The sequence below is a fragment of the Streptomyces hygroscopicus subsp. hygroscopicus genome, assembly GCF_001553455.1.
Taxonomy (GTDB): domain Bacteria; phylum Actinomycetota; class Actinomycetes; order Streptomycetales; family Streptomycetaceae; genus Streptomyces; species Streptomyces hygroscopicus.
On the sequence record NZ_BBOX01000263.1, the window covers coordinates 1 to 25,145 of the forward strand.

General features: G+C 73.0%; 17 protein-coding genes and 1 pseudogene. 3 read left to right on the plus strand and 15 right to left on the minus strand.

Annotated features, from left to right (window positions below):
* The 14 genes and pseudogenes from AXW62_RS25375 to AXW62_RS25440 form a co-directional block, all read right to left on the minus strand.
* Positions 1 to 273, minus strand: a pseudogene (locus tag AXW62_RS25375) (protein phosphatase); the annotation flags it as partial.
* A 3-nt stretch (positions 274 to 276) separates the two neighbouring features.
* Positions 277 to 2,922, minus strand: coding sequence for a serine/threonine-protein kinase (locus AXW62_RS25380; protein WP_060946537.1), 2,646 nt, complete (start codon positions 2,920 to 2,922; stop codon positions 277 to 279).
* Positions 2,919 to 4,244: a coiled-coil domain-containing protein gene (locus AXW62_RS25385; RefSeq protein ID WP_060946538.1), complete on the minus strand. Its 1,326-nt coding sequence runs from the start codon at positions 4,242 to 4,244 to the stop codon at positions 2,919 to 2,921. Before AXW62_RS25385 ends, AXW62_RS25380 begins: the two co-directional genes overlap by 4 nt.
* A gap of 88 nt (positions 4,245 to 4,332) precedes the next feature.
* Entirely contained in the window at positions 4,333 to 5,373 is a 1,041-nt protein-coding gene (locus AXW62_RS25390) for a glutamate ABC transporter substrate-binding protein (RefSeq protein ID WP_063817655.1), read from the minus strand.
* Positions 5,370 to 6,779, minus strand: coding sequence for a GlnX family signal transduction membrane protein (locus tag AXW62_RS25395; RefSeq protein WP_060946540.1), 1,410 nt, complete (start codon positions 6,777 to 6,779; stop codon positions 5,370 to 5,372). The genes AXW62_RS25390 and AXW62_RS25395 overlap by 4 nt, the downstream gene beginning before the upstream one ends.
* 138 nt (positions 6,780 to 6,917) lie before the next feature.
* Entirely contained in the window at positions 6,918 to 8,018 is a 1,101-nt protein-coding gene (locus AXW62_RS25400) for an N-acetylglucosamine kinase (protein ID WP_079115784.1), read from the minus strand.
* On the minus strand, positions 8,009 to 9,262 hold the full coding sequence (locus tag AXW62_RS25405) for a 6-phospho-beta-glucosidase (protein ID WP_060946541.1): 1,254 nt from the start codon (positions 9,260 to 9,262) through the stop codon (positions 8,009 to 8,011). The genes AXW62_RS25400 and AXW62_RS25405 overlap by 10 nt, the downstream gene beginning before the upstream one ends.
* Entirely contained in the window at positions 9,259 to 10,164 is a 906-nt protein-coding gene (locus AXW62_RS25410) for a carbohydrate ABC transporter permease (RefSeq protein WP_060946542.1), read from the minus strand. Before AXW62_RS25410 ends, AXW62_RS25405 begins: the two co-directional genes overlap by 4 nt.
* A 39-nt stretch (positions 10,165 to 10,203) precedes the next feature.
* Positions 10,204 to 11,157: a carbohydrate ABC transporter permease gene (locus tag AXW62_RS25415; protein WP_060946543.1), complete on the minus strand. Its 954-nt coding sequence runs from the start codon at positions 11,155 to 11,157 to the stop codon at positions 10,204 to 10,206.
* 11 nt (positions 11,158 to 11,168) lie between these two features.
* On the minus strand, positions 11,169 to 12,497 hold the full coding sequence (locus AXW62_RS25420) for an ABC transporter substrate-binding protein (protein WP_060946544.1): 1,329 nt from the start codon (positions 12,495 to 12,497) through the stop codon (positions 11,169 to 11,171).
* Positions 12,498 to 12,549: 52 nt separating this feature from the next.
* The gene (locus AXW62_RS25425; protein WP_060946545.1) at positions 12,550 to 13,785 is read right to left on the minus strand and encodes an ROK family transcriptional regulator; all 1,236 of its coding nucleotides are present in this window, start codon (positions 13,783 to 13,785) and stop codon (positions 12,550 to 12,552) included.
* 325 nt (positions 13,786 to 14,110) lie between these two features.
* On the minus strand, positions 14,111 to 16,264 hold the full coding sequence (locus tag AXW62_RS25430) for a tetratricopeptide repeat protein (RefSeq protein WP_107406345.1): 2,154 nt from the start codon (positions 16,262 to 16,264) through the stop codon (positions 14,111 to 14,113).
* The gene (locus tag AXW62_RS44895; RefSeq protein WP_060946547.1) at positions 16,261 to 16,668 is read right to left on the minus strand and encodes a hypothetical protein; all 408 of its coding nucleotides are present in this window, start codon (positions 16,666 to 16,668) and stop codon (positions 16,261 to 16,263) included. The genes AXW62_RS25430 and AXW62_RS44895 overlap by 4 nt, the downstream gene beginning before the upstream one ends.
* 141 nt (positions 16,669 to 16,809) lie before the next feature.
* Positions 16,810 to 17,904 carry a mechanosensitive ion channel family protein gene (locus AXW62_RS25440; RefSeq protein WP_060946548.1) on the minus strand — a complete coding sequence of 365 codons (1,095 nt, stop codon included), beginning with the start codon at positions 17,902 to 17,904 and terminating at the stop codon, positions 16,810 to 16,812.
* Positions 17,905 to 18,381: 477 nt separating this feature from the next.
* On the opposite strand from AXW62_RS25440, the gene AXW62_RS25445 reads away from it, so the two are divergent.
* On the plus strand, positions 18,382 to 18,918 hold the full coding sequence (locus tag AXW62_RS25445; RefSeq protein WP_030837811.1) for an HNH endonuclease: 537 nt from the start codon (positions 18,382 to 18,384) through the stop codon (positions 18,916 to 18,918).
* Between the two features lie 129 nt (positions 18,919 to 19,047).
* On the opposite strand, the gene AXW62_RS25450 is transcribed toward AXW62_RS25445, so the two are convergent.
* Entirely contained in the window at positions 19,048 to 22,077 is a 3,030-nt protein-coding gene (locus tag AXW62_RS25450; protein ID WP_060946549.1) for a glycoside hydrolase family 84 protein, read from the minus strand.
* A gap of 347 nt (positions 22,078 to 22,424) precedes the next feature.
* Here AXW62_RS25450 and AXW62_RS25455 point away from each other — a divergent pair, with 347 nt between their 5' ends.
* Positions 22,425 to 22,715 carry a hypothetical protein gene (locus AXW62_RS25455; RefSeq protein WP_060946550.1) on the plus strand — a complete coding sequence of 97 codons (291 nt, stop codon included), beginning with the start codon at positions 22,425 to 22,427 and terminating at the stop codon, positions 22,713 to 22,715.
* On the plus strand, positions 22,715 to 25,045 hold the full coding sequence (malQ, locus tag AXW62_RS25460) for a 4-alpha-glucanotransferase (RefSeq protein WP_060946551.1): 2,331 nt from the start codon (positions 22,715 to 22,717) through the stop codon (positions 25,043 to 25,045). The genes AXW62_RS25455 and malQ overlap by 1 nt, the downstream gene beginning before the upstream one ends.
* Positions 25,046 to 25,145: the final 100 nt, after the last annotated feature.

A 25,145-nucleotide genomic window follows, 5' to 3' on the forward strand; every position in this document is an offset into this window, starting at 1 on the left:
TGCCCCGGCGGCTCGCGGATCGGCCGCCTGCCCCTGGCCGCCGGTGGCCGGAGCGGCCAACTCGTAGTCGTCCTCCGGGTCCGGCTCCGGCCGGGTGGCCCGCACCGCGCCGCTCAGCTGCGGCGGCACCGGCCGGTCGGCGGACGCCTCCGCCGCCGCGGCCGCCGCCGAGAGATCGGCACCGCACCGATCGCAGTATCTGTCCCCCGACTGCGGCGGCTCATCACAGGTCGGGCAGGCTGACAGCTGGGGCGGCTGCGGCATCTGCGACATCGATCACACCCACGTCCTGGGGCGGAAACGGTTGGCCCGCTCCACCAGTTCGATCCTCTCCTCGCCTCGCTGCGCGAGTCTGGCGAGTACCCGGTACGAGCGCTCCAATCCGAAACGCAGCCCGCGCTCGTCCAGGCTGCTGCCGAGCAGAGACGGCCGGTTGTGCCCCGGCGGCGCCCCGCTGCTGCCGGACAGTACCCAATCCAGGGCGCTGCCCAGGACCTCGGTACGCAGCCGCTCGCGCCGCACCGCGTCCAGCCCGAACTCGCCCAGCCGCTCGACCTGGACGGCCGCGGCCGTCAGGTCGCCCAGCAGAGTGTCGTGCGGGGCGCGCCGGCGCAGCCGGGCCCGTACGGCGGCGACCCGCGCCGCCGTGTAGTGGATCGAGGACTCCGGCACCGACTCCAGGGCCCGCACCGCGCCCGCCCGGTCCCCGGAGCGCAGCAGGACCCGGGCGAGGCCGAAGGCGGCGCTCACAAAGCTCGGGTCGGTGGCCCACACCAGCCGGTAGTACTCCGCCGCGTTGTCCAGCTGGCCGAGCACCTCGGCGCAGACGCCGAGCGCCAGCTTCGGCGCGGGCTCACCGGGGAACGCGTCGTAGACGGCGTCGAAGGAGAGCGCGGCCGTCTCGCGGTCGCCGGTGGCCAGGGCGTGCAGCCCCCGGTACCAGACGATCCGCCAGTCGTCGCTGTAGGCGGCCTCCAGACCGGTCAGGGCGACGCCCGCGTCATGCTCCTGGCCCAGCTCCAGCTGGGCGCGCACCCGGCGCAGCCGCAGCTCGATCGAGTCGACGGGCGCGGTCCGCAGCGCGGCGCTCACCTCGGCGGGGTCGGCGGCCAGCAGCCCGGCCAGGAATCCGGCGTTGGGGTCGTCCGGATCGACCATCGGCACCGGGAGCGCCAGCGCGGTGGCCCGCCCGTCCAGCGAGGCGGTGGCGGGCAGCGGCGGGGCCGGCGGGCCCGGTGGCCGCTGCGCGGGGACGGCCGGGGCGGCGCCCCGGCCGGTGTGCCGGGCGCCCAGCAGGGACGGGTCCTGGCCGTCGTCGGCGAACAGCTCGGTGTCCACCACCCGTGGTTCCGGCCCGAAGAGGGTGGACAGGGCCGGCCGGGGCCGTCCGGTCTGGAGCGCCACGACCTCCCGCAACACCCCGGTCAGCTGGTCGGCCATCTCCCGCGCGGAGGCGAAGCGGCGCTCCGGGTCCGGGTCGGTGGCCCGCACCAGCAGCCGGTAGAAGGACTCGTAGCGCCGGAAGACCTCGATGTGTTCGGGGTCCGGCAGGCTGTCCACGAAGACGTTCGTATAGCCCTGGAAGTCGAAGGTGAGCACGGCGAGGGTGCGCGCCACCGTGTAGAGGTCGGAGGCGATCGACGGACCGGTCTCCGAGATCTCCGGGGCCTGGTAGCCGACCGTGCCGTAGATGGGGCTGTCGTGGTCGTCCATCCGCCGGACCGCGCCCATGTCGATCAGCTTGAGCTGGTCCTGCTGCTGGATGGCGTTGTCGACCTTGAAGTCGCAGTAGAGCAGATTGCGGCTGTGCAGATGGCCGAGCGCCTCCAGCGCCTCGATGCCGTACGCGCACGCCTGCTCGACCGGCAGCGGATCGCGCCGGCCCTCGGGGGTGCGGCGGGCGTTGGCGATGTCCTTCAGCGACTTGCCGCCGACGTACTCCATGACGATGTAGCCGTCGAGGCTGCCGGTGCGCTGGTCGAGGTGCTCGACGAAGTTGTAGATCCGGACGATGTTGGAGTGCTCGATCTCGGCGAGGAACCGGCGCTCGGAGACGGCCGCCGCCAGGGCCTCCTCGTCGCCGGTGTCCAGCAGGCCCTTGAGGACCACCCAGCGGTCGGACACCGCGCGGTCGATGGCCAGATAGATCCAGCCGAGCCCGCCGTGTGCCAGACAGCCGGCGACCTCGTACTGGCCGTGGACGATGTCACCGGGGCTCAGCTTCGGCAGGAACGAGTACGGATGGCCGCACTTGGTGCAGAAACCCTCCGTGCGGCCCGGCCGGTTACCGCGGGCGCGCCCCACCGGGGCGCCGCAGTCGGCGCGGCTGCAGAACCGCTTCCGCTCGGGGACCTCCGGGTCCGCCAGCACCGCCGTCCGCGGATCGGGGCGCGGCACCTCCGGGACGCTGACCAGGCCGGCGCCCAGTGCGTTCCGCCCCGAGGCGGCCGAGGCGGAGGAGCGGGAGCTGCGCACCGAGACCGAACGCGAGGTGGACCGCCCCGACAGGGAGCGGGACAGCCGCCCGGACACCGAGCGGCGAGACGAGGAGGAACGCGCGGACCGCGCGGACCGCGACCGCCCCGAGGCGCCGGACGAGGGGTCCCGGCCGGACGAGGGCTCCCCGCCCGGCACGGAGCCCCGGCCGGACGCTGAGACATGGCCCGGCACGGAGCCCCGGCCGGAGGCGGGGACATGGCCCGGCGCGGCCCCCCGGCCGGAGGCGGCGAACCGGCCGGACGACGCGGAGCCCCCGCCCGGCCCGCCCTGCCCGGTGATCCCGGTGGCCGGTGAGCCGACCATCCCCTGCGGTGAGACGACCGGGGCCATACCGCAGACGTCGCAGTACAGCTCACCTCCACCCACGTCCTCGTAGGACCCGCCGCAGTCACGCCGCTGGCAGGCGACGACCGCCGCACTCATACCGACCCTCCCTCGATGCCCTCGTCGGCCGGGCCCGACTGGCGTGGCACCAGGGCCTCGGCCGCCGCCTGCTGATAGCGCAGGACGGCCTGCTCGGCCGCCCGCAGATCACACGGGGCGCTCCACAGCATCCGGCGGGCCACGTCATACCGCTCCACCAGCAGCGGATCCTCCGCCATGCCGTGGCGGGCGACCTTCGCCCGGTACGCGTCGAGGCGGCCGCGCAGCTCGGCGCGGACCGCGAGCGGCGCGGTGACCGCGGTCAGCGACTCCCGGGCCCGCAGCAACTCGTCGTCGGCGCGCTGCTCCAGGCTCTCCAGCAGCGGCGAGAGCCGGTGCCACTGGGAGCGCCTGCGGTAGTCGGCGGCCGCCACCAGCTGCTCGTGCAGCGCGGTCGGCGGGCCGCTGACGGCCGGAACCTCCGATGCGGCGATCTTCGCGAGCACCTCGCCGCGCGCCTGGCGCGCCTCCGCCAGGGTGCGGTCGGCGCGGGAGAGCACATCGCGCAGCCGCATCAGCCGCCGCTCGGCGTCCTGGCGCACGTCCAGCACCGCCTCGATCTCGCGCCGCACATCCTCCAGGGCGCGGGCGGCGCGGTCGTAGCGCTCGGTGTCGGGGCTGCCGCCGCCGGGCGCGGAGCTGCCGCTGGCCGGTTTCCAGAAGGCCAGCGGGTCGGAGACCACCTCGGCACGCAACGCGGTCAGCTCGGCGGTGATCTGCTCCAGATCGTCCCCCGAGGGGTGCTCGCCGGGGCGCACCCCGACGGAGTGGGCGAGCGAACGGGTGCGGTGCAGCTCGGCGGAGAGCATGTCGATCCGGGCGGGCAGCGCGGACCATACGGCGTCGGCGCTGACGATGACGTCCAGGGCCTCGGCGTACCAGCGGTTCATCCGGTCCACCAGCCGGTCCAGGCTCAACTCCTCGCTGAGCAGGGGGGAACCGCAGAGGGTGGCGCTGCTGGGCAGGGTGATCGCGGTGCCGCAGAGCAGTTCGGTGAGCTCGGCCAGCTCGCTCTGGGTCGGCCAGCGGTGGCGGGAGCGCACCTCACGGGCGCGGGCGAGGGCCTCGGAGTACGCGTCGAAGTAGCTCCAGAGGAGGGAGATGGCCCGCTCGGTGGTGGACCACCGGTCCTTGGTGACGCCCGTCAGCTCGGCGCCCTCGAGGAGCCTTCTGCCCGCGTGGTCCTGGAGGGCGAGCAGTGAGGACTCGATCGCCTCGTGTTCGGCGGCGAGCTTCGCCAGCGCGCGGTCCACCTCCTCGCGGCCCAGGACCGGGCCGTCGGGTGTCCCCGCGAAGCTGGGGAAGGGTCCCGGGACCCCCATCGATCACTCTCCCATGTCCGTAATCATTACGTGATCTGTCTCAGCGTCATCCCTACGCGTGTGAGGCGGGCGCTAATCCTTGTTCGCCTCAGTCCTTGTACTGGGGGGCGGGTGGTGCCGGATTCTCCTGTGCCGTGCCGAAGTCCTTGGCGAGCCATTTCTGGTAGGCCCGCATCCAGGGGCTGCCGGCGCCGCCCTGGCGGTAGTTCTCCAGAACCTTGTTGACCCGGCGTACCAGGTCCTCGTCGTTCTTGTTCATCGCCACGCCGTAGAACTCGTCGGTGAATCGGGAGCCGACCAGCTTGACGGAGGGGTCCTGGGCGGCCTGGCCCGCCGCCAGCGCGTTGTCGGTGATCACCGCGTCCACCTGGCCGAGCTGCAGTCTGACCAGGCAGTCCAGCTGGTTGGGAACGGGCTTCACCTTGATCGCGCCCAGATGCTCGGCGCCGGTGTCCGGCTTGTCCAGCTCGGCCTCGGCGGTGGAACCCTGCGCGGTGCAGACCTTCTTGCCGCGCAGGGTCTTGTTGTAGCCGGTGATGGTCGAGTCGTCGGCGACCAGCACCTGCTGCCCGGCCTGGAAGTAGGCGGTCGAGAACGCCACGTCCTTGATCCGGTCGCAGTTGATGGTCATGGTGCGCACCACCACGTCCACCTTGCCCTGCTGGAGGGCCTTGATGCGCTGACTGGTGGGGATGGTGCGGAAGATGACCGCGTCCGGATCGCCGAAGATGTCCTCGGCTATGGCACGCACCAGATCGATGTCGAAGCCGGTGAGGTCGCCGGTGGCCGGATCGCGGTAGCCCCAGCGGTAGCTGTTCTGGTCGACGCCCGCGATCAGCTTGTTGAGCTTGTGGCCGTTGACCACACGGTTCTTGATCCGCTTGATGGCCGGGCCGCTCGCGCTCGACGGGCGCAGGCTCGCCTCGGGGTCACGGCAGCTGTCCGCCGCGGCCTCGGCGCCGGTGCGCACCGTGCGCGGGTGCTGCGCACCGCCCCTGCCGCCGCCGTCGCTCCCGCCGTCGTCCACCATCGCCGGTGCCACGATGGCCGTGGCCACGCCCAGGACACATACCGTCACCGCGGCGGCCGATCGCACCGATCGCATGCTTCCGCCCCCCATCGTCCTCATCGGTACTCCGACAGTCTGCGGCCTATGCCCAGCACCGCGCCCGCGGCCCCCAGCACGGCCAGCACCCCGGCGCCCAGCGCCAGCGCGGTGAACGCGCCGCGTCCGTCGTCGGCGGCCCGCTGGAACTCCCGCTGCTCGTGGTCGAGGGCCTTGGCCAGCTGGGTGTCCACCGCGTCGAAGGACTCGCCGGTGCTGTCCCGGGCGCCGATGACCTTCGTCAGCGCCGTCTTGTAGTCGCCCCCGTCATCCGCGGCGCGGGCGGCCTTGTGCCGCACCTGCCACTCCCGGATCCGGCCGGCGGCCTTCTCCACCGGCCCGCGGCCCGCGTCGTCGTCCGCCAGGGACTGCGCCTTGTCCAGCAGGCTGCCGGCCGAGGGACGCCCGCCGGGCGCCGTGCCCACCAGCGCGGACATCCGCGAGCCGTAGCTGACCTCGTAGGCGTCCTTGCCCTTGTCGGCGCCGTCCTCGTCGACGACGACCGCGCCCCGTGCCACCAGGGTCAGGTTCTCGTCGGCGCGGGCCCGCAGGGAGTCGATCCGCGCCTCGTTGAGCACCTGGAGGGACTTCGCGCCGTGGTCGTCGGAGTCGCTGAGCTCGGCGCGGGCGATCCCGTGGCCGATCACCAGCCACAGCATCACCACCGCGGAGGCGGCCGTGGCGGCGAGCAGACCGTGGTTGAGCACCCGGTTGGTCCGCTGGTACTCACGGCGCTGCGCCCATCCCAGCGCGCCCAGCGCGACGACGCCGGTGGCGATCGCCACCCACGGCCATGCCTCGGCGTCCCCGTAGTCCTCCCCGAGACGGGCGGTCTCCGCCTTGTAGAGCCGGCCGGCGGCGGGCAGCAGCTCACCGCGCATGGTGTCGTTGGCGTAGCGCAGATACGCGCCGCCCAGCGGCAGCCCCTGGCGGTTGTTGGCGCGGGCGGACTCGACCAGGCCGGTGTAGACCGGCAGCAGTTGGTTGATCTTCCGTATCTCGTCGCGGGCGGAGGCCGAGCCCTCCGTATTGGCCGCGGCCCGCACCAGCAGCTCGGAGGCGGTGTCGATGTCCCGCTCGTACCGCTGCCGGATGTGGCCGGGCTCCTGACCGCCCGCCAGGAAGCCGCTGGTCGCCGTGGTGTCGGCGTCGGCCAGGGAGCGGTAGATCTGCGCCGCGTCGGCGCTCAGCGGCTGGCTGCGCTCGGCCACGGCGTCCGCCGCGGTCTGCCGGTCGGACACCTGCCAGGCCGTGACCGCGCCGAACGCGACCACCAGCGCGGCCAGCACCGCCCCGATGACCCGCAGCCGCCCCGGCTCGGTCGTCGCCGCCGCCCGCGCCCGGTCGAGCCCCTCACGCCACGCGGGCCGCGGCGGGGCCGCGGGCGCGGGTGGCGCTACGGCTCTGCCGGTGGTCGGCGGGTATGACACAAGACTTCTCCCCTTTGGCCCGGATCCCATGGATTGGGTGTCGCAGTCGGTGTCGCAGCAGTATGGACCGCGGCGCCGGGAGAGGTCACCGGCCGAGCCTCGATCTTGTTCGGATCGCGATCTTCCCTCCCCTTCTCATTACGCTTCGGACGGACTTTCGGTTCCACTTTCCGTGCCGGTGCTTCTACGGCCGTCAGTCGGGCCGTAGTGCGCGCGGAGCCGGGTGTACGCCGATGCGGGGGCGCCGGTGCGGTCCAGGCCCAGCAGCGCGGCGCCGAGCACCGGCGGCGCGGTGACCACCCGCGGCTCGGCCTTCGGGGCGCGCTCCGCCAGCAGTTCGCGGATCCGGCCGTCCAGCAGCGGATGGCGGGCCGCGATCACCCCGCCGCCGAGCACCACCGGTGTCTCCTCGCCCAGCAGGTCCAGCCGGGTGAGGGCGACCGTGGCCATGGTCACCACCTCCTCCGCCTGGCGGTCGACGATCGCCCGCGCGATCCGGTCGCCGGCGTCGGCCACCGCGAAGAGCACCGGCGTCAGCTCGTACCGCCGGGCCGTCTCCAGACGGCCCAGGTGCAGCGCCTCGATCAGCTCGTACATGGTGGTCAGGCCGAAGTGCGCGGGCAGGGCGCGGGCCAGCTCCGTCGGCTCGCCGCGGCCGTCTTCCGCACGCGCCGCCCACCACACCGCCTCCTCCGACAGATGACCCCCGCCGCCCCAGTCGCCGGAGATCCGGCCGACGGCGGGGAAGCGGGCGACCCGGCCGCCGTGGCCGATCCCGGCGCAGTTGATGCCCGCACCGCAGACCACGGAGACGCCGGTCGGCTCGCCGGCGTCCGCGACCCCGGCCCGCAGCAGCGCGAAGGTGTCGTTGGCGACCGTGACGGTGGCGCCCCAGCCCCGGCCGGCCAGCACACCGGTCAACTCCTCCTCCTCGCTCGGCAGATCGACGTTGGCCAGACACGCCGAGACATGCCCCACGGGCCGCGGACCGGACCGGCCCGCCTGCCGCGCCACCTCCGCGACCAGGGGCGCGAGCGATCCGACGGCGCGTTCGGCGCCCACGACGGGCGGCTGGAAGCCGCCGCCGCGGGCGGAGCCGAGGACGGAGCCGTCGGGGCCGACGAGCGCGACATCGGTCTTGCTGTTGCCCGCGTCGACCGCCAGGACCGACCGGTCCGGCGAGGCAGCGGACGAGGGCGAAGAAGCGGACGGGGTCGGAACGGACTGGGTCAGGCCCACGCCAGATGCTCCCGGTTGTGCGCGATGAGGTCGTCGGTCAGCTTCTCGGCGTATGCGATCTGGCCGATGAGGGGGTGGGACAGCAGCGCCTGGAAGACCCGCTCCCGGCCGCCCTTCAGCGCCGCCTCCAGCGCGAGGTGTTCGTACGCCGTGACATTCGCGACCAGGCCCGCGAACAGGGGCTCGAGGGGGCGCACGGGCAGTGGCTTCGCGCCCTGTGCGGTGACGGCCGCCGGGACCTCGATCACCGCGTCGTCGGGCAGGAAGGGCAGGGTGCCGCCGTTGAGCGTGTTGACGATCCGCACCTCGCCGGTGTCGCCCAGCAGGGACGAGGTGAGATCGACCGCCGCCTCCGAGTAGAACGCCCCGCCGCGCCTGCTGAGCAGCTCCGGCTTCTCGTCCAGCGCCGGATCGCCGTACCTCTCCAGCAGCTCCCGCTCGATCGCCGCGACCTCCGCCGCCCGTGACGGCTTGGTGCGCAGCTCCCTCACCACCGCGTCGTGCTGGTAGTAGTAGCGCAGGTAGTAGGAGGGGACGACGCCGAGACGGTCCACCAGCGTGCGCGGCATCCGCAGGTCCTCCGCGATCGCCTCGCCGTGCTCCGCGAGCAGCTCGGGCAGCACGTCCTCGCCGCCGACGCGCACCGCGCGCTCCCAGGTGAGGTGGTTGAGGCCGATGTGCTCCAGCGTCACCTCGCCCGGGGCCACGCCCAGCAGCCGGGCGAACTTCCGCTGGAAGCCGATGGCGACATTGCACAGGCCGACCGCCCGGTGCCCGGCCGTGAGCAGCGCCCGGGTCACGATCCCGACCGGGTTGGTGAAGTCCACGATCCAGGCGCCGGGGTTGCGGCGGCGCACCCGCTCGGCGATGTCCAGCACCACCGGAACGGTGCGCAGCGCCTTGGCAAGACCGCCCGCGCCGGTGGTCTCCTGCCCGACACAGCCGCACTCCAGCGGCCAGGTCTCGTCCTGGTTCCGGGCGGCCTGACCGCCGACGCGCAGCTGGAGCAGCACCGCGTCCGCGCCGTCCACGCCCGCGTCCAGGTCGCCGGTCCAGGAGATGGTGCCCGGATGGCCCTGTTTGGCGAAGATCCGGCGCGCCAGCCCGCCGACCAGCTCCAGCCGGTCGGCGGCCGGGTCGACCAGGACGAGCTCCTCCACGGGGAGCGTGTCCCGCAACCGGGCGAATCCGTCGATGAGTTCGGGGGTGTAGGTGGATCCGCCCCCCACGACTGCGAGCTTCAACCCTTGACTCCTGTCAGTGTGACGCCTTCGACGAAGGCTTTCTGAGCGAAGAAGAAGACGATGATGACGGGGGCCATGACGAGCAGGGTCGCGGCCATCGTCAGGTTCCAGTTGACGCTGTGCGCGCTCTTGAAGCTCTCCAGGCCGTAGGAGAGCGTCCAGGCGCCCGGATTCTGGGCGGCGTAGATCTGCGGCCCGAAGTAGTCGTTCCAGCAGTAGAAGAACTGGAAGAGCGCGACGGCCGCGATCCCCGGCTTCGCCATCGGGACGACGATCCGCAGCAGCGTGCGGACATCGCCGCAGCCGTCCACCTTCGCCGATTCCAGATACTCCCGGGGGATCGTCAGCAGGAACTGGCGCAGCAGGAAGATGGAGTACGCGTCGCCGAACGCCATCGGAATGATCAGCGGCCACAGCGAACCCGACAGATGGAACTGCTGGGCCCAGACCAGGTACATCGGGATCACGACGACCTGCGGCGGCAGCATCATCGTGGAGATGACCAGCAGCATGGCGGTGCGGCGGCCGCGGAAGCGGAATCTGGCGAGGGCGTAGGCCACCGGAACGGAGGAACAGACCGTGAAGAGGGTGCCGAGTCCGGCGTACATCAGCGAATTGCGCCACCAGTCCAGGAAGCCCGGGGTGTGGAACACCTCGGCGTAGTTGGACCAGTTCCATTCGGTGGGCCACAGGGTGCCGCTCATCGCCTGCTCGTCACTCATCACCGAGGTCAGGAAGACGAAGACGAAGGGCAGGACGAAGAAGAGCGCGGCGGCGACGGCGACCGTGTGGACGGCGATCCAGTGCAGTACGGCACGGCGCCGGGCGGCGGGGGCGGGGGAGCGCCCGGCGGCCGGGCGGACGGGCGCCGGGGGCGCCGAGAGGGCGGTGGTGGCGGTCATGGCGGATCGGTCCTCTCAGTCCTCGGTCAGTCCTCGGCTTCAGTCCTCGGCCGACAGCAGTCCGGCGCGCCTGCGCATCAGCAGCATCGTCACGGCCATCGCGATCGCGAACAGCACGAGCGAGAGCACACAGGCGGCTCCGGTGTTGAAGTTCTGGAAGCCGAGCGAGTAGACGAGCTGCGGCACGGTGAGCGTGGCGTGGTCGGGATAGCCGGGCTGGATGACCGTGCCGGGCCCGACGCTGACCCCGGAGGCGAGCTTTCCGGCGACCAGCGCCTGGGTGTAGTACTGCATGGTCTGGACGACGCCCGTCACGACCGCGAACATCACGATCGGGGTGATCGACGGCCAGGTCACATAGCGGAACTTATGGAATGGCCCGGCGCCGTCGAGCTCGGCCGCCTCGTACTGGTCCCTGGGCACGTCCAGCAGCGCGGCCATGAAGATGACCATGAGATCGCCGATGCCCCACAGGGAGAGCAGGACCAGCGAGGGCTTGGCCCAGGCCGGGTCGTTGAACCAGTTGGGCGCGTCGACACCGAGGTGCCCGAGGATGTCGTTCACCGGGCCGGTGCCGGGGTTGAGCAGGAAGACGAAGGCGACGGTGGCCGCCACCGGAGGGGCGAGGTAGGGCAGATAGAAAGCGGTGCGGAAGAAACCGACCCCGGATTTGATCCTGGTGACCAGCAGCCCGATGCCCAGGCCGAAGACGACCCGCAGCGCGACCATCACCACGACCAGCCAGAGCGTGTTCCACAGCGCCGGTCCGAACAGCGGCATCTGCGCCAGCACATAGCGCCAGTTGCGCAGGCCCACGAAGGTCGGGGCCTCGATCTGGTTGTAGTGCATGAAGGAGAAATAGACGGTGGCGATCAGCGGATAGCCGAAGAAGACGGTGAAGCCGACCAGCCAGGGGGAGAGAAAGCCGAGGGTGCGCAGCCGCTCATGCCGTGCCTTGCGGCGCAGGGCGGGGGCGTTCGTCGGGGTGGCCATATCGCCCTCCGTCAGTTCTGGGCCTGGAGATTGTCGGCGTCGATCTCGTCATCCAGTTTCCTCAGCCCGGCGTCCAGATCGTGCACTTTTCCCGCCTCGACGCGGTAGGAGAAATCCCGGAGCGAGACCACGTACTGACCGCCGTTGATGGAGGCGGGCATGGCGGTGCTGTAGCGGTTCCGCGCGATGTCGAGGAAGGCCCGGAAGGTGGGGTCGGTGTCGAGCTTCGGAGAGGTGAGCGCCGCCTTGGTGGACGGCACGTTGTGAATGGCGTTGGCGAAGGCGACCACCTGATCGGTGTCGGAGGTCAGGAACTTCACCAGTTCCCAGGCGGCGTTCTGGTGGGTGCTGCTGTGCGCAATGCCGATCACCGTGCCGGTGAGATAACCCCGGCCGTAGGTTTCGGGCTGGTCGTCGGGCACGGGCAGCGGTGCGGTCCCCCACCGGAACGGGGCGCCCTTCATGAACAGCCCGCGCCATTCGCCGTCCATGTGCATGGCGAGTTTTCCGGTGAGAAAGGCGTTCTGGGACGACATCTCATCGCCGAAGGAGGTGCGGAACGTCTCCAGCGGGCCGTAGCCGCCCTGGCGCCGGATCAGCTCCCGGGTGGTGGCGAAGAATTCTTTGGTCGCCTTCTCCTCGGCCAGCCGCGCCTTGCCGTGCTTGTCGAAATAGGCCGGGCCCCACTGCGCGAAGAGCCGGTCCGGGCTGTTCTGGTAGAGCCGGAAATTGGGCATGAAGCCGACGCGTCGATAGCCGCCGTTCCCGGTGCGCCTGGTCAGCTTGGCGGCGTCGCGCTTCAGCTCCGACATGGTGCGGGGCGGCCGGGTGATGCCCGCTTCCTTGAAGGCGTCCTTGTTGTAGTACATGCCGTACGCGTCGGCGAGCAGCGGCAGGGCGCACTGGTCTCCCCGGTAGCTCGTGTAGTCCAGCAGCGTTTTCGGGAAGACCTCCGCCTTGTTCAGCCCGGTCTTCCGCATGAACGGATCGAGATCCACCCACATCCCGGAGGAGCAGTACTGCCCCACGTTGTCGGTGGTGAAGGAGGAGACGACATCGGGGGCATCGCCGCCGCCGGCCCGCAGTGCCTGGTTCACGGTGGCATCGGCGACGTTTCCGGTGGCCTTCACCGTGATGTTGGGGTGCTGCCTCTCGAACCGGGCGATACTCGCGTCGATCGCCTCGACCTCGCTCTTCTCCGACCAGCCGTGCCAGAACTTCAGCGTGACGGGTTCGGTCGGATCGTCCTCGGCGCTGCCGGTGCCGGGATTCGCGCAGCCCGCCAGGAGGAGGGCGCCGGCGCTCAGCACCGAGGCGAACGCGGCCAGTTTTCGTGACATGGGACTTCCTTTACTGCGGTACGCGAACCCGCGGCGCATTCAGGCGCCCTGATCAGGCGTCGAAACGGGAGGTGTCGAAAACGGTCCGGCGGGCGTCGGTGACCGCCGTCCGCAGCGCGCCGAGGAGAATCGGATCCCCCTCGAGCTCACTGATCCGCACCAGCGGGCGGGGCAGCGCGAGACCGGTCATCTCGGCCTCGACGAGCGCGCGCAGCCGCTCCCCGCCCGCCTGGGCGACCTCACCGGAGAGGACGACCAGCTCCGGGTCGACCACGGCGACGACGGAGGCCAGCCCGGTGGCCAGCCGGCGGGCCAGCTCCGTCAGCACCTCGTCGCCCGCGCCGGGGGTGCGCCGCGCGGCGGTGAGCGCCTCGGTGGCCGTGGGCGCGTCGATCCCGTGGTCGCGGGCCAGTCCGACGACGGCGGGGGAGCCGACCAGCATCTGGAACCCCCCGCCCCCGTCCGGCCGGGCGGCGGCGTCCGGGCCGCCCCGTGCCAGGGGCGCGCCCGGCAGCGGCATGTAGCCGATCTCCCCGGCCCCGCCGGTCGCGCCGCGCAGCAGGGTGCCGCCGAGCACGATGGCCGCGCCGACCCCCTCGTCGGCCCAGACCAGCGCGAAGTCGTCGAAGTCCTGGGCGGTGCCGTGGTGTTGTTCGGCGACGGCGGCCAGATTGACGTCGTTCTCGATGACGACCGGTGTGTGCAGCACCTCGGCCAGCTCGTCCCGCAGGGTGCGGGACTGCCAGCCGGGCAGATGCGGGGCGTACCGCAGCCTCCCGGTGCGCGGGTCGAGCGCGCCGGGGGTGCCGATCACGGTGGAGCGCAGATCGTCCCGGCCGAGTCCGACGGCGGCCAGCGCCCCGTCCACCGCCTCGGCGACCAGCTCCCCGGTGCGGTGGGACACGCTCTCGTCGGTCGCCGGGGCCGTCACCCGGTGCTCGCCGACCACCTGGCCGGTGATGTCGGCGACGGCGGCGGTGATGCCCTCCTGGTCCACGGCGAGCGCGGCCACGTGGGCGGCGGCCGGATCGATCTCGTACAGCCGCGCGTTGGGCCCCGGCCGTCCGGTGACGTTCCCGGTGGTGCGGACCAGGCCGACGCTCTCCAGGCGGGTCAGCAGCTGGGACGCGGTGGGCTTGGACAGCCCGGTCAGCTCCCCGAGCCGGGTCCGGGTGAGCGGCCCGTGCGCGGCCAGCAGCTCCAGTGCCGCGCGGTCGTTCATGGCGCGGAGGACGCGGGGGGTCCCGGGCGTGCCGCCCTGCGTGCTGCTGCCGGGTGGTGCGGCCATGGTGCTGCCCCCGTCTCACTCTGTTAAGAAAGTTTCCTATTGGTGGAGAGCAAGCTAGGGGGCATGCGAGGGCGGCGTCAATGGGTGAGAGCGGCGGGATTCCCGTGCGCGGGGACGGGCGTGCGCGACGGACCAGGGGGCAGGCCCAGGGGAAGCGCCTACGGGAGGAGGCATCGCAAGAGGCCACGGCAAGGGGCCACGCGTGGGGCTACGGGGAGGGGCCATGGCAAGGGGCCAGGAGTAGGGCTACGGGGAAGGGGCACGGCAAGGGGCCACGCGTGGGGCTGCGGGAAGAGGCCGTGGCAAGGCCCGTGGAAGCCGGGGGCTACCCCTCGCCCGCCTCCTGCCGGAGCCCGACGACGAGATCCCACACATCCTGCGTCGCCGGATTCCCCGCCCCCAGCGTCCCGCAGTGGACCGCCAGAGCGCGCTCGGCGAGCGGAAGGGCCAGGGAATCGTGCCCCAGCCCGCGGTAGATGACGGCCAGGCTGCGCAGCCGGATGGCGGTGTACGGATGGTAGGGCCCGAGGCCGTCCTCGACGATGGAGAGGGCGCGCAGTTCGAAGGGGAGCGCCTCCGCGTACCGGCCGAGCGCCGAGTGGGCCATGGCGAGATCACCCAGGTACATCGCGGTGTACGGGTGATCGTTCCCGAGGGTGGCTTCGGCGATGGAGAAGGCGCGCGTCGCGCAGGACAGGGCCGAGTCGTGGCGGCCCAGCCATGAGTAGGTCCGGCAGAGAAACGCCAAGTGGGAGGCGATGCCCTGGTGGCCGGGGCCGAAGGTGGCCTCGGAGATGGCGAGGGCCTCCTCGGCCAGCGGCAGGGCCTCGGCGGGCCTGCCGAGATAGTACAGGGTGGACGCAAGGCTGCTCAGACAACCGGCGGTGTAGGGGTGGTGGGGGCCGAGCACGTTCATGGTGATGTCCAGGGCGCGCTGCGCCAGTGGCAGGGCGTCGGCGGGCCGGCCGAAGTGCTGGTAGGCGTAGGCGAGCTGGACCAGCCGGACGGCGGTCTCCGGGTGATACGGGCCGAGGACGTTCTCCGTGATGGTCAGGGCGCGGATCTGGTACGGCAGGGCGCGGGTCGACTGACCCTGCATGAGGAGGAAGTCGCCCAGCCCGCCAACGAGCCAGGCCATGGGCAGGTGGTGGGCGACGTCCGGGGAGCCGTCGACGGCGCTTTCGATATGCGGGAGCAGCGCCTGCCAGCGCGGCCAGCCGGCCGGATCCATGGGGCCTTCCGGTGCCAGAGCCGCCATCAGCACGTCGAGCGCGGTCGCGAGTGATTGTCCGACCGGTGCCGCCCAGCCGTTCCCGCGACGTCTTCGACTCCATGGACCCCGCCGGTGCGCGTCGTCGTGATCGCTCGCGCGGACGACGGCCTGGACGAGCCGATGGGTGGAGACGGTGTCCTCGGTCAGGCTGATCATGCTGTAGCTGGAGAGCACCCCAAGAGCGTCGTTCACCTCGCGGACGCCGCCGAGGACGGGGCCGAGCAGGTCGCGGGGAACGTTGTCCGGGGCGAAGTGGGAGAGGGCTCGCAGCAGGGCGAGGGCCTGTGGGTGTCGCTCCTCGATGAGCCGGAGGGTGAGACGCCAGACGCGGGTGGTTTCGGCGCGGCCTCCCTCGCCGGTGAGGGGGGAGGGGGCGCCGGGGTCGCCGCGCATGCTGTCCAGATAGTCGGCGATGCCGATGCGGGTCTGTGCGATGTACGCACCGGCCTGTTGGAGAGCCAGCGGGAGATACCCCAGGTCCCGGGCGAGTTCGGAGGCCGCCTGCCGGTCCCGCTCCCCGGTGCGGCCGGTCAGGCCGATGAGCGTTCGGACGGAGGACTGGAGGTCGAGAACGCCGAGGGGCAGTACGGCGCCGGACTCCGCACAGCCGAGGTTCCGCCGGGTGGTGATGATGATCCGGCCGGTCGTCAGGCGGCCGAGCAGATCCCGTATGTGCGCGGGCTCTTCGACGTTGTCCAGGACGAGCAGCCAGCCGTGGTGTGCCTGGAGCCATGCCACGGCCCAGCCGACGGCGGCATCGCCCACCACCTCGCCGCTGACGGTCGGGTTGAGCGCGCGGGTGAGCTTGGCCAGGCCCTCGTCGATGCGTTGGGGGGTGTCCGCGGTGATCCACCAGGTCGGTGTGTGGCTGTCCAGGTGAGCGCGTGCGTGGTGGCGGGCCAGTGTGCTCTTCCCGATGCCGCCGAGGCCCTGCACGGTGGTGACGCGACCGGTGTCCGGCCCGTGGGACCGGGCGAGCCGTTCGAGCTGGGCGAGGGCATCCGTACGGCCCTCGAAGACCGCGTCGGGAGCGGTCAGATTGTGCAGACCGCGGGGTGCGTCCACCGAGGCGGGCGCGGGCAGCGACGGAAGCGCCTGGTGCACATAGGTGATGTGCTGCTCCAGATGCGGGTAGTCGCCGGTGGCGGCCATGCCGAACAGGTTCTGCGCGGCTACGCTCCTGGGCCCGCTCGCTTCCGTCGTCATCGCTGGATGGTGGGGTTGTCGCCGGTGGCGATGATCCCCTGGTTGTTCTGTACCGCGACGGAGCGCTCCCCGGACGCGGTGACCGTAACCGTCCCGGCCGGGGGGATGCTGGGCTCGGGGTCGGGCGCAGGGTCGGGTGTCGGCTCCGGCGCGGGCTCGGGCACGGGGTCGGGTGTCGGCTCCGGCGTGGGGCGCGGCGGGGGCTCCGGTGCCCGGTTCGGCGTGCCGATGACCGCGGCGGCCCAGGCGGTTAACACCCCGGCCAGGACGGCCCCCACGGCCGCTCCCGTCCCGATGCGCTCGGACCGGTCCCAGGGCAGTGCCACCTCACCGATCCAGATGCACAGGGCAACCGCCATCACCGAACCGACCGCTATGCCGCTCCACTTGGCGTGAAGGTTCATCTCTCGCCACCTGCCCCCGCCTGACGCCGAGTCCCCTGAAGTTCCCCAACTCCCTACTTTACGGGGGCGCGTGGCCAGTCGGGGCGCGCGGCGTCGTCGTACGGGAACCCCGGGCCGGGAACCTCGTCGTCTCCGCCGCGGTCACTTCGACGCGGGCGGCGGCACCGTAGCGGACGGAGTGGCGGTCGGAGGGGTGATCGGGCTGGCCGCCGCGGACTGCGGCGAATCCGGGTTGGACAGCGCCGACGGGGCCGCCGTGCCGGCCGTCGGATCGGCGGGGGCCTCGGTCTCCAGATCCGGCTCCGTCGGCCGGCCGACGAGCTGGATGCCCGCCTCGTCGAGCGCCTTCTTGATCCGCCAGCGCAGCTCCCGCTCGACACCGACCGACTTGCCGGGCATGGTCCGCGCCGACACCCGGACGATCATCGAGTCCAGATAGACCGCGTCGAGCCCCAGGACCTCGATCGGCTCCCACAGCCGCTCGTTCCACGGCTCGTCCTTGGCCATGTCCACACCGACCTGCGTGATCACCGAGCGGACCCGGTCCAGATCCTCCTCGGCCCGGACCTGGACGTCGACCGCCGCCGTCGCCCAGCCCTGGCTGAGGTTGCCGATCCGCTTGACCTCGCCGTTGCGCACGTACCAGATCTCGCCGTTGTCCCCGCGCAGCTTGGTGACCCGCAGCCCGACCTCGATCACCTCGCCCGAGGCCACCCCGGCGTCGATCGTGTCGCCGACCCCGTACTGGTCCTCGAGGATCATGAAGACACCGGAGAGGAAGTCGGTGACCAGATTGCGGGCGCCGAAACCGATCGCCACCCCCGCGACCCCGGCGCTGGCGAGCAGCGGCGCCAGATTGATCTGCAGCGCGGAGAGGATCATCAGCGCCGCGGTGCCCATGATCAGGAACGAGGCGACGGAGCGCAGCACCGAGCCGATCGCCGCGGAACGCTGCCGCCGCCGCTCGACATTGACCAGCAGCCCGCCGAGCGCGGTGCCGTCGACGGCCTGGACGGTGCGGTTCATGCGCTCGATCAGCTTGGTGATCGCCCGCCGGACGACCGACCGGAGCACGAACGCGATGATCAGGATCAGGGCCATGCGGAGCCCGATGCCGAGCCAGGTGGACCAGTTCTCCTCCACCCAACCCGCGGCGTTCGTGGCGCTCTTCTGCGCATCGTCGAGAGTCGTGGGACGAGGCGTCGAGTCTGCGGCCAGAGCAGCGGACCAGAACACAGCAGAAACCCTTCGTATGCGACATGCCCGCACGGATCGCCCGCGCGCACAACCTCTCACACAGTAGCCGGGCACGGGATGCGCCGTTCCTGTGTTCGAGAGCGCGCGAGCGCGCGCAGGGGGCGCGTACGAGCGGGACCGGAGGCCGCAGTTCCACCTCCTGCCACGGCCGGAGGCGTCTTCCCGGCCGGCCGGGGCAGGGCCGCGCCACCGGGCGGGGCAGGACCGTGATTCTTGCCACTCGCCGGGCGGTGGCCCGCTCGCCCGCACCCCCGCGCGGGAGGGCCAACGCGGGCTGCTGGGGCGGTGGTCGAGCGGTGGGTGTACCTACGGTGTGCGGGCGGTATACGCGTGGTACGCGGAAATGCCTCTCAACCGTTAACCCGGTGATAGTGGCGTTCCGGCCAGGGTTCAGGGGAAACTGGGGGAGATCGTCCCGGCGCGAGCCACGCGCCGCCGGCGTACAAGGAGGCCCCCGTGCCGCATGTCCTGGTCCTCAACGCGTCGTACGAGCCCCTCGGCGTCGTACCGCTCCGCCGCGCGCTCGTACTCGTCCTCAATGACAAGGCCGTCAGCCTCGAGGACTCAGGCGCCCTGATGCACAGCGCGACCCGTGCGATCCCCGCCCCCAGCGTCGTCCGGCTGAAGCGCTTTGTGAGGGTGCCCTTTCGCGGCCCCGTCCCGCTCACCCGCCGCGCGCTGTTCGCCCGCGACGGCGGCAGATGCGCGTACTGCGGTGGCGTCGCAACCAGCGTCGATCACGTCATCCCGCGCAGCCGTGGCGGGCAGCACACCTGGGAGAACGTGGTCGCCGCGTGCCGTCGCTGCAACCACGTCAAGGCCGACCGCCATGTCGCCGAGATCGGCTGGCGGCTGCGCCACCAACCCGCACCGCCGTCGGGGCTCGCGTGGCGGATCATCGGCACGGGCCATAGGGACCCGCGCTGGCTGCCATACCTGCAGGCATACGGCGCGGAGGACGCCATGGCCCGGATCGACGGCAGATCTGCCTGAGATCCGGGCCGCTTCTTTTCCCGGGCTCCTGGCCGCCGCTGGGGGTGCCCCGGCCGGACGGCGGCCTCGGCGGTCGGATGGCCGGGGCGCCCCGCCCGCGCGCCCCGGCCGGGCCGCGGGGAAGGGGCGCTACGCGTCCTTGACCGCGTAGGCGGCGACCGACCAGAGGGAGTAGCCGAAGCGGGTGGCCCGCTCGACGCCCTGGACGCGGATGAAGCGCGTGTCCGGGGCGTCCATGCCGATCGACTCCCGGCCGCCCTTCCCCTGGGCGACCGTCGCCGCGTCGCGCCAGGTGCGGCCGTCCCGCGAGACCTGGACGCGGTAGCGGGAGGCGTACGCGTCCTGCCAGCGCAGCTCCAGCCGGCCGATCCGGGCCGGGCGGGCCAGCTCCAGCTGGAGCCAGGCGCCGTCCTCGGCCGGGGAGGACCAGCGGGTGTCCGCCCTGCCGTCGATCACGGCGGACGCCGGGAAGCCGGGGGCCTCGTCGCCGGAGGAGGTCGCCCTGGTGCCCTTCGCGCGGGCCAGATCCGGGCCGCCGGTACGCGGGAACGCCCTTACGGTCAGCACGTGCTTCTCCGAGCCGAAGCGGACCGGCAGGGAGTAGCTGCCCGGCTTGGTGCCCGCGGCCACCGCGATCTCCAGCCGGGCGGTCGCCGTCCCGCCGCGCGGGGCCGTCACCCCCTCGGGGGCGCGGACGGTGATGCCGTGCGGCGCCTTCACCGTGAGGTCGCCGCGCACATCGCCGGGGCGGCGGGAGACCAGCAGGGCCTCGACGACGGCCGCGTCGCCGCCGATCTCCGCGTCCGCCGTCCTGTGGGACAGCAGCAGCTCGGCGTCCGGGGTGTCGCCGAACCACGGCGTGATCTCGTGCACGGCCGGCGGGGCGGTGCCGGGTGACCAGCTGAGCCGGATCGCGTCCGCCTTCCGGGCCTTGTCCCCGTCCGCCGCCCTGACATGGGTGAAGCCGCTGCCGGAGAGCGCCCCGAGCCGGCGCCAGCCGGCACCGGGGACATGCGCCTCGACGGTGCCCGGTGAGGCGCCCTGGGTCCGGGCGGTGAGCGCTGAGACGGCGGAGAGCGGACGGCTGCGGCCGAAGCGCACGGTGACCGGGCGGCCGGGGGAGGTCACCGCGGTGGCCGCCTTGCCGTCGGCCGCCGCGCGGTCGTCCGCGGTGGTCCGCAGCCCCTCCCGCGGGGTCCGGTCCACACCCGACCAGGCGTCCGCCCGGACCAGGGCCTTGGCGAGGAACGGGTCGAGGACGCCCTTGCCGACCGTGACCCGGCTCTCCCCGATCTTCTCGCGCAGCGCCTCCACCGCCAGCCGGGCCCGCCAGGCCGCCGCCCCGTCGCCGTGCGCCTGGGCGGTGAGCATGTCCACCGCGCGGACGCCCGCGTCGCCGTACCGCCCCAGCTGGTCGAGCCAGGGCCGCACATCCTCGCCCAGCGTGCCGGACAGCCGCTCGGGGGCGTCGCGCATCGTCCGGAAGGCGGCCCGCAGCCGGTCGGCCGACCGCTCCAGCCGCTCCACGTCCGTACCGCCCTGGGCCTTCCAGAACGCGTCCATGAGCGGGCGCAGATACGCGGACTCGTCGCCGCCGAGCACCGAGGAGGCGTCGTTCCCGGCGAGGGCGCGCAGCGCGGCGCGGGTCGTGGCGTCGGGCCCGGCCAGGTCGTCGATGGCCGCCTGCCAGGACTCCTGGGGGCGGTAGCCGCGCGGGTTCCAGGCGAAGTCGGCGGCGGTGAACAGCGCGATCCGGGAGGCGGTCGGCTGCTCCATGGCGTTGGCCAGCAGCGCGGCGGACCGGGTGGCCACCGCCGGGTCGCGGCCGGTGTACGGGCCGAGGAAGATCCGGTCCTGCGCCCAGTCGTTGACCGGGTAGTTGTCCATGGTGACCAGGGGATGGCCGAACGCCGCACGGGCCACGGCCAGCTCACCACCGGTGATCGTCCGGGGCACCACCCCGACCCCGGTCCAGGCCACCTCCACCCTCTCGTCCAGGGCGCCGGCCAGCGCACGCCGGAACTCGGTGTCGCCGTCCTGGTAGTACTCGGTCGGCATCAGGGACAGCGGGGCCGAACCGGGATACCGGTCGGCCAGATGGCGGGCGAGGGCGCCTGCCACCTCGGACTGCGCCGCGGCGGCGGCCTCCGGGCCGGAACCGAAGGTGTCGGCGTCGGCCCGGCAGTGCCATTCGCTGTAGCTGACGTCCTGGAACTGCAGCTGGAAGGAGCGCACCCCGAGCGCCCACATGGCATCGACCTTCCGCAGCAGCGCCTGGAGGTCCTTCGAGGAGGAGAAGCACATCTCCTGGCCGGGGGAGACCGCCCAGCCGAGGGTGACGTGGTTGCGGCGGGCGCGCGTGGCCAGCTCGCGGAACTCCTCGCGCCGCTCGGCGGGGTAGGGGTCGCGCCAGCGGGCCTGCCGGTAAGGGTCGTCACCGGGCGCGTACAGATAGCGGTTCTGCTTGGTGCGGCCCATGAAGTCGAGCTGGGCCAGCCGGTCCCGGTGCGACCACGGGGAGCCGTAGAAGCCCTCCGTCATGCCCCTTACGGCCGTGCCGGGCCAGTCGCGGACGGCCACCCCGGCGAAGGCGGAGCGGCCCTCCCGGGTGACGAGCAGCTGGCGCAGCGTCTGGACGGCGTGGAAGAGACCGTCCGGGCCGACACCCGAGAGCGCGACCGTGGGCCGCCCGTCCACCGCGCCCGTGGCCAGCAGATAGCCGCCGGACGGAAGGTCGCCGCGCTCGGGCGCGCGTAAGGCGCGCAGCGCGCTCGTCGCGCCCCGGCCGCCGACGTGCACCACCAGCCCGCGAGCCGGGGCCCTGCCCCCGGGCGTGGCCTCGTCGACGGTGCGCACCCCCGCGTCGTGCAGCAGGGAGCGCAGCGCGTCCAGGGCGTACGGATCGGCGTCGCCGTCGGCTATGAGCGTGGCCTCGTCCCCCAGGGCGACCTCCGCGCCCCGCGCCCGCAGCGACTGGGGGCGCGGCCATACGGGCGGTACGCCGCCGTCACTGTCGCGCTCCGGTGCGAAGGCCCCGGAGCCGTCGTGGTCCGCCGGCGCGGCGGCGGCCGCGGGGGCACTGCCGAGCAGTCCGCCGATGACCGCGGCGGCCAGCGCCGCCGCACCCGCTGACCTGGGCCTTTTCCCCCCGAACTGCACGGGCCTCTCCTCGATCCAGATAGCCGGTCCCCGTACGTGTGGCGCCGATAGGCGTGAGCCCACCACCAGGCCGCTGAGGGTGTCAACGCGAGCGACCGAAGTGTCGGCATTGCCGCCTCCGTGACGCGCCGGGCGGGCCGGGCGAGGCATGGCGCGCCCGGCGCAAGTCTGACGGACGAAGGGCGGCCTTGTTCGTAAACTCTGTGCTCTCGCCCCCTTGCCGCAGTGAAATCGCCGCCCAGCGGGTATGTGACCTACAGCACGTCCGAGGGGCGTTTACGTCTGCGCCCGCCCGGAGTGGGTAGGGCTCGACATGACCCACTGCCGACAACCCCACGGAGGTCCGTGTGGCCGCGTCAGCTCAGCTTCTGCTCTCCGCCCTGTCCAAACCCGCACCCGAGGCGTCCAGCGAACCGGATCCCTTCGCCGGGGTCTCCGGCCCCGACTGCGGACTGTGCGGCCTGGACGGCTTCGGGTCCGGAAGCGCCACCGAGGCGCCCCTCACCAGCGAACCCCCGCTCGCCGACAACATCCCCCTGACCAGCGAGCCCCCGCTCGCCGCCGAACGCCCCCTGACGAGTGAGCCGACCGCCGCCCTCTCCGGCGCGGGCACGGGCTGCGAGCCGATGGAGTACTGATGGGCAGAGCGCGGCTCGCCGAGCTGCACGGTGTCGCCACCTCCTACGAGCCCGCCCCGGGCCGCACCGTCCAGGTGCCCGAGGACACTGTCGTCGCCGTGCTCGCCGCACTCGGTGTGGACGCCTCGACCCCCCGATCCGTGACCGAAGCGCTGGACCGGCACGCCGCCCGCCAGCGCGACCGGCTGCTGCCCCCCTGCGTGGTGGTGCGCCCGGGCAGGGCGCCCCGCCTGAGCCTGCCCGAGGGCACGGCACTGCGCGTGCGCGCCGAGGACGGCGCACCGCATGCGCGGGGGCGGTCGGCCGCGGGGGCCCGCGGAGCCGACGGCCTCCTCGCGGATGGTCTCGTCGCGGACGGCCGCCTTACGGGCGGCACGGGCGGCGTGCGCGCGGACGGACTCCTTACGGGGGGCACGGGCGGCGCTCCGGCGGACGGCCTCCTTGCGGATGGCTCTCCCGCACCGGGCCCTCTCCCCCCTCTTACGGACGGCCCTCTTACGGACGGCGCGCTCGCCAAGGGCGCCGTCGCCGGCGGCCTCCTCGCCGGGCTCGCCGCGCTGCCGCCCGGCGCCCACACCCTGCTCGCCGAGGCCCCCGACGGCCGCCGCGCCACCGCCCCCCTCATCGTGGCCCCCGACCGGATGCCGTTACCCCCGGCCCGCAGCCACGGCTTCCTGGTGCAGCTCTACTCGCTGCTCTCCGCGCGCTCCTGGGGCATGGGCGACCTCGGTGACCTGGCCGACCTCGCCGCCTGGTCGGGGCGGGCGCTCGGGGCCGGCTTCGTCCAGATCAACCCGCTGCACGCCGCCGTGCCCGGCACCCCGGCCGCGCCCACCGACCCCTCGCCCTACCGCCCCTCCTCGCGGCGCTTCCCCGACCCGGTCCATCTGCGGATCGAGGACGTACCCGAATACGCCCATCTGCGCGGTCGCGCCCGCGAGCGGGCCGATCAGCTGCTGGAGGCCGCCGCCGCCCTCCGCCGGTCCGTCCTGCGCGAGGGCGCCCTCATCGACCGGGACGCCGTATGGGCCCTCAAGCGGGAGGCGCTGGAGCTGGTGCGGACCGTGCCGCTCAGCCCCGGCCGCCGCGCCGCCTACTGCGACTTCCTCGCCGAGCGCGGTCAGGCACTGGAGGACCACGCCCTGTGGTGCGCGCTCGCCGAGACCCACGGCCCCGAATGGCGCGGCTGGCCCGACGGGCTGGCCGATCCGCGCTCCGCGCGCACCGCCCGGGCACGCGCCGAACACCTGGAGCGCACCGACTTCCACTGCTGGCTCGCCTGGCTCACCGACACCCAACTGGCCGCCGCCCAGCGCGCCGCACGCGACGCGGGCATGGACATCGGCCTCGTGCACGACCTGGCGGTCGGGGTCCACCCCTCGGGCGCCGACGCATGGGCGCTCCAGGACGTCTTCGCCTCCGGCATGTCGATCGGCGCGCCTCCGGACGCCTTCACCTCCCGGGGCCAGGACTGGGGCCTGCCGCCGTGGCGCCCGGACGCCCTCGCGGCCACCGGATACGCCCCCTACCGCGATCTGCTGAGCGGCCTCCTGCGGCACGCGGGCGCGCTCCGCATCGATCATGTGATGGGGCTCTTCCGGCTGTGGTGGGTCCCGGAGGGGCGCGAACCGGCCGAGGGCTGTTACGTCCGCTACGACGCGGAGGCGATGCTCGGCGTGCTCGCCCTGGAGGCGCACCGGGCCGGGGCGGTCGTCATCGGGGAGGACCTGGGGACGGTCGAGCCCGGCGTACGGGAGGAACTGGAGCGGCGGGGGGTGCTGGGGACGTCGGTGATGTGGTTCGAGCGCGCCTACGGCGAGCCCGGCGCGGCTCGTCCGCTGTCGCCGGAGGAGTGGCGCACTGACTGCCTGGCCACCGCGACGACCCACGATCTGCCGAGCACGGCCGCCCGGCTCACCGGTGACCACGTCGAACTCCGTCACCGGCTGGGCCTGCTGAGCCGTCCCCTCGCCGAGGAACGGGCGGCGGACGCGATCGAGGTCGCCGAATGGCTGACGCTGCTGGGGCGGCTCGGGCTGCTGCCGGAGGGGCCGGGCGACGAGGAGGCGGCGGTCACGGCCGTCCACCGCTTCCTGCTGCGCACCCCGGCGAGGCTGGTGGGCGTCTGGCTGCCGGACGCGGTGGGGGACCGCAGACCGCAGAATCTGCCGGGCACCTGGGACCAGTACCCCAACTGGCGGCTGCCGATCGCCGACGCCGAGGGGCGCCCGATGTCCCTGGAGGAGCTGATCGCCTCACCCCGGCTGCGCGCGCTGATGGCCGAGGTGGCCCGGCTCGCCCCGCGCGCCCCGGCCCGTGAGACCCCGTGAGCCGGGATGCCGCGAACATGGCGGGGCGCCGCCTTCTGTTAGCGCCACTGGGGCCTGGCGGGGCACTGCCTTCTGCTACCGTCGCCGGGGCCTGGCGGGG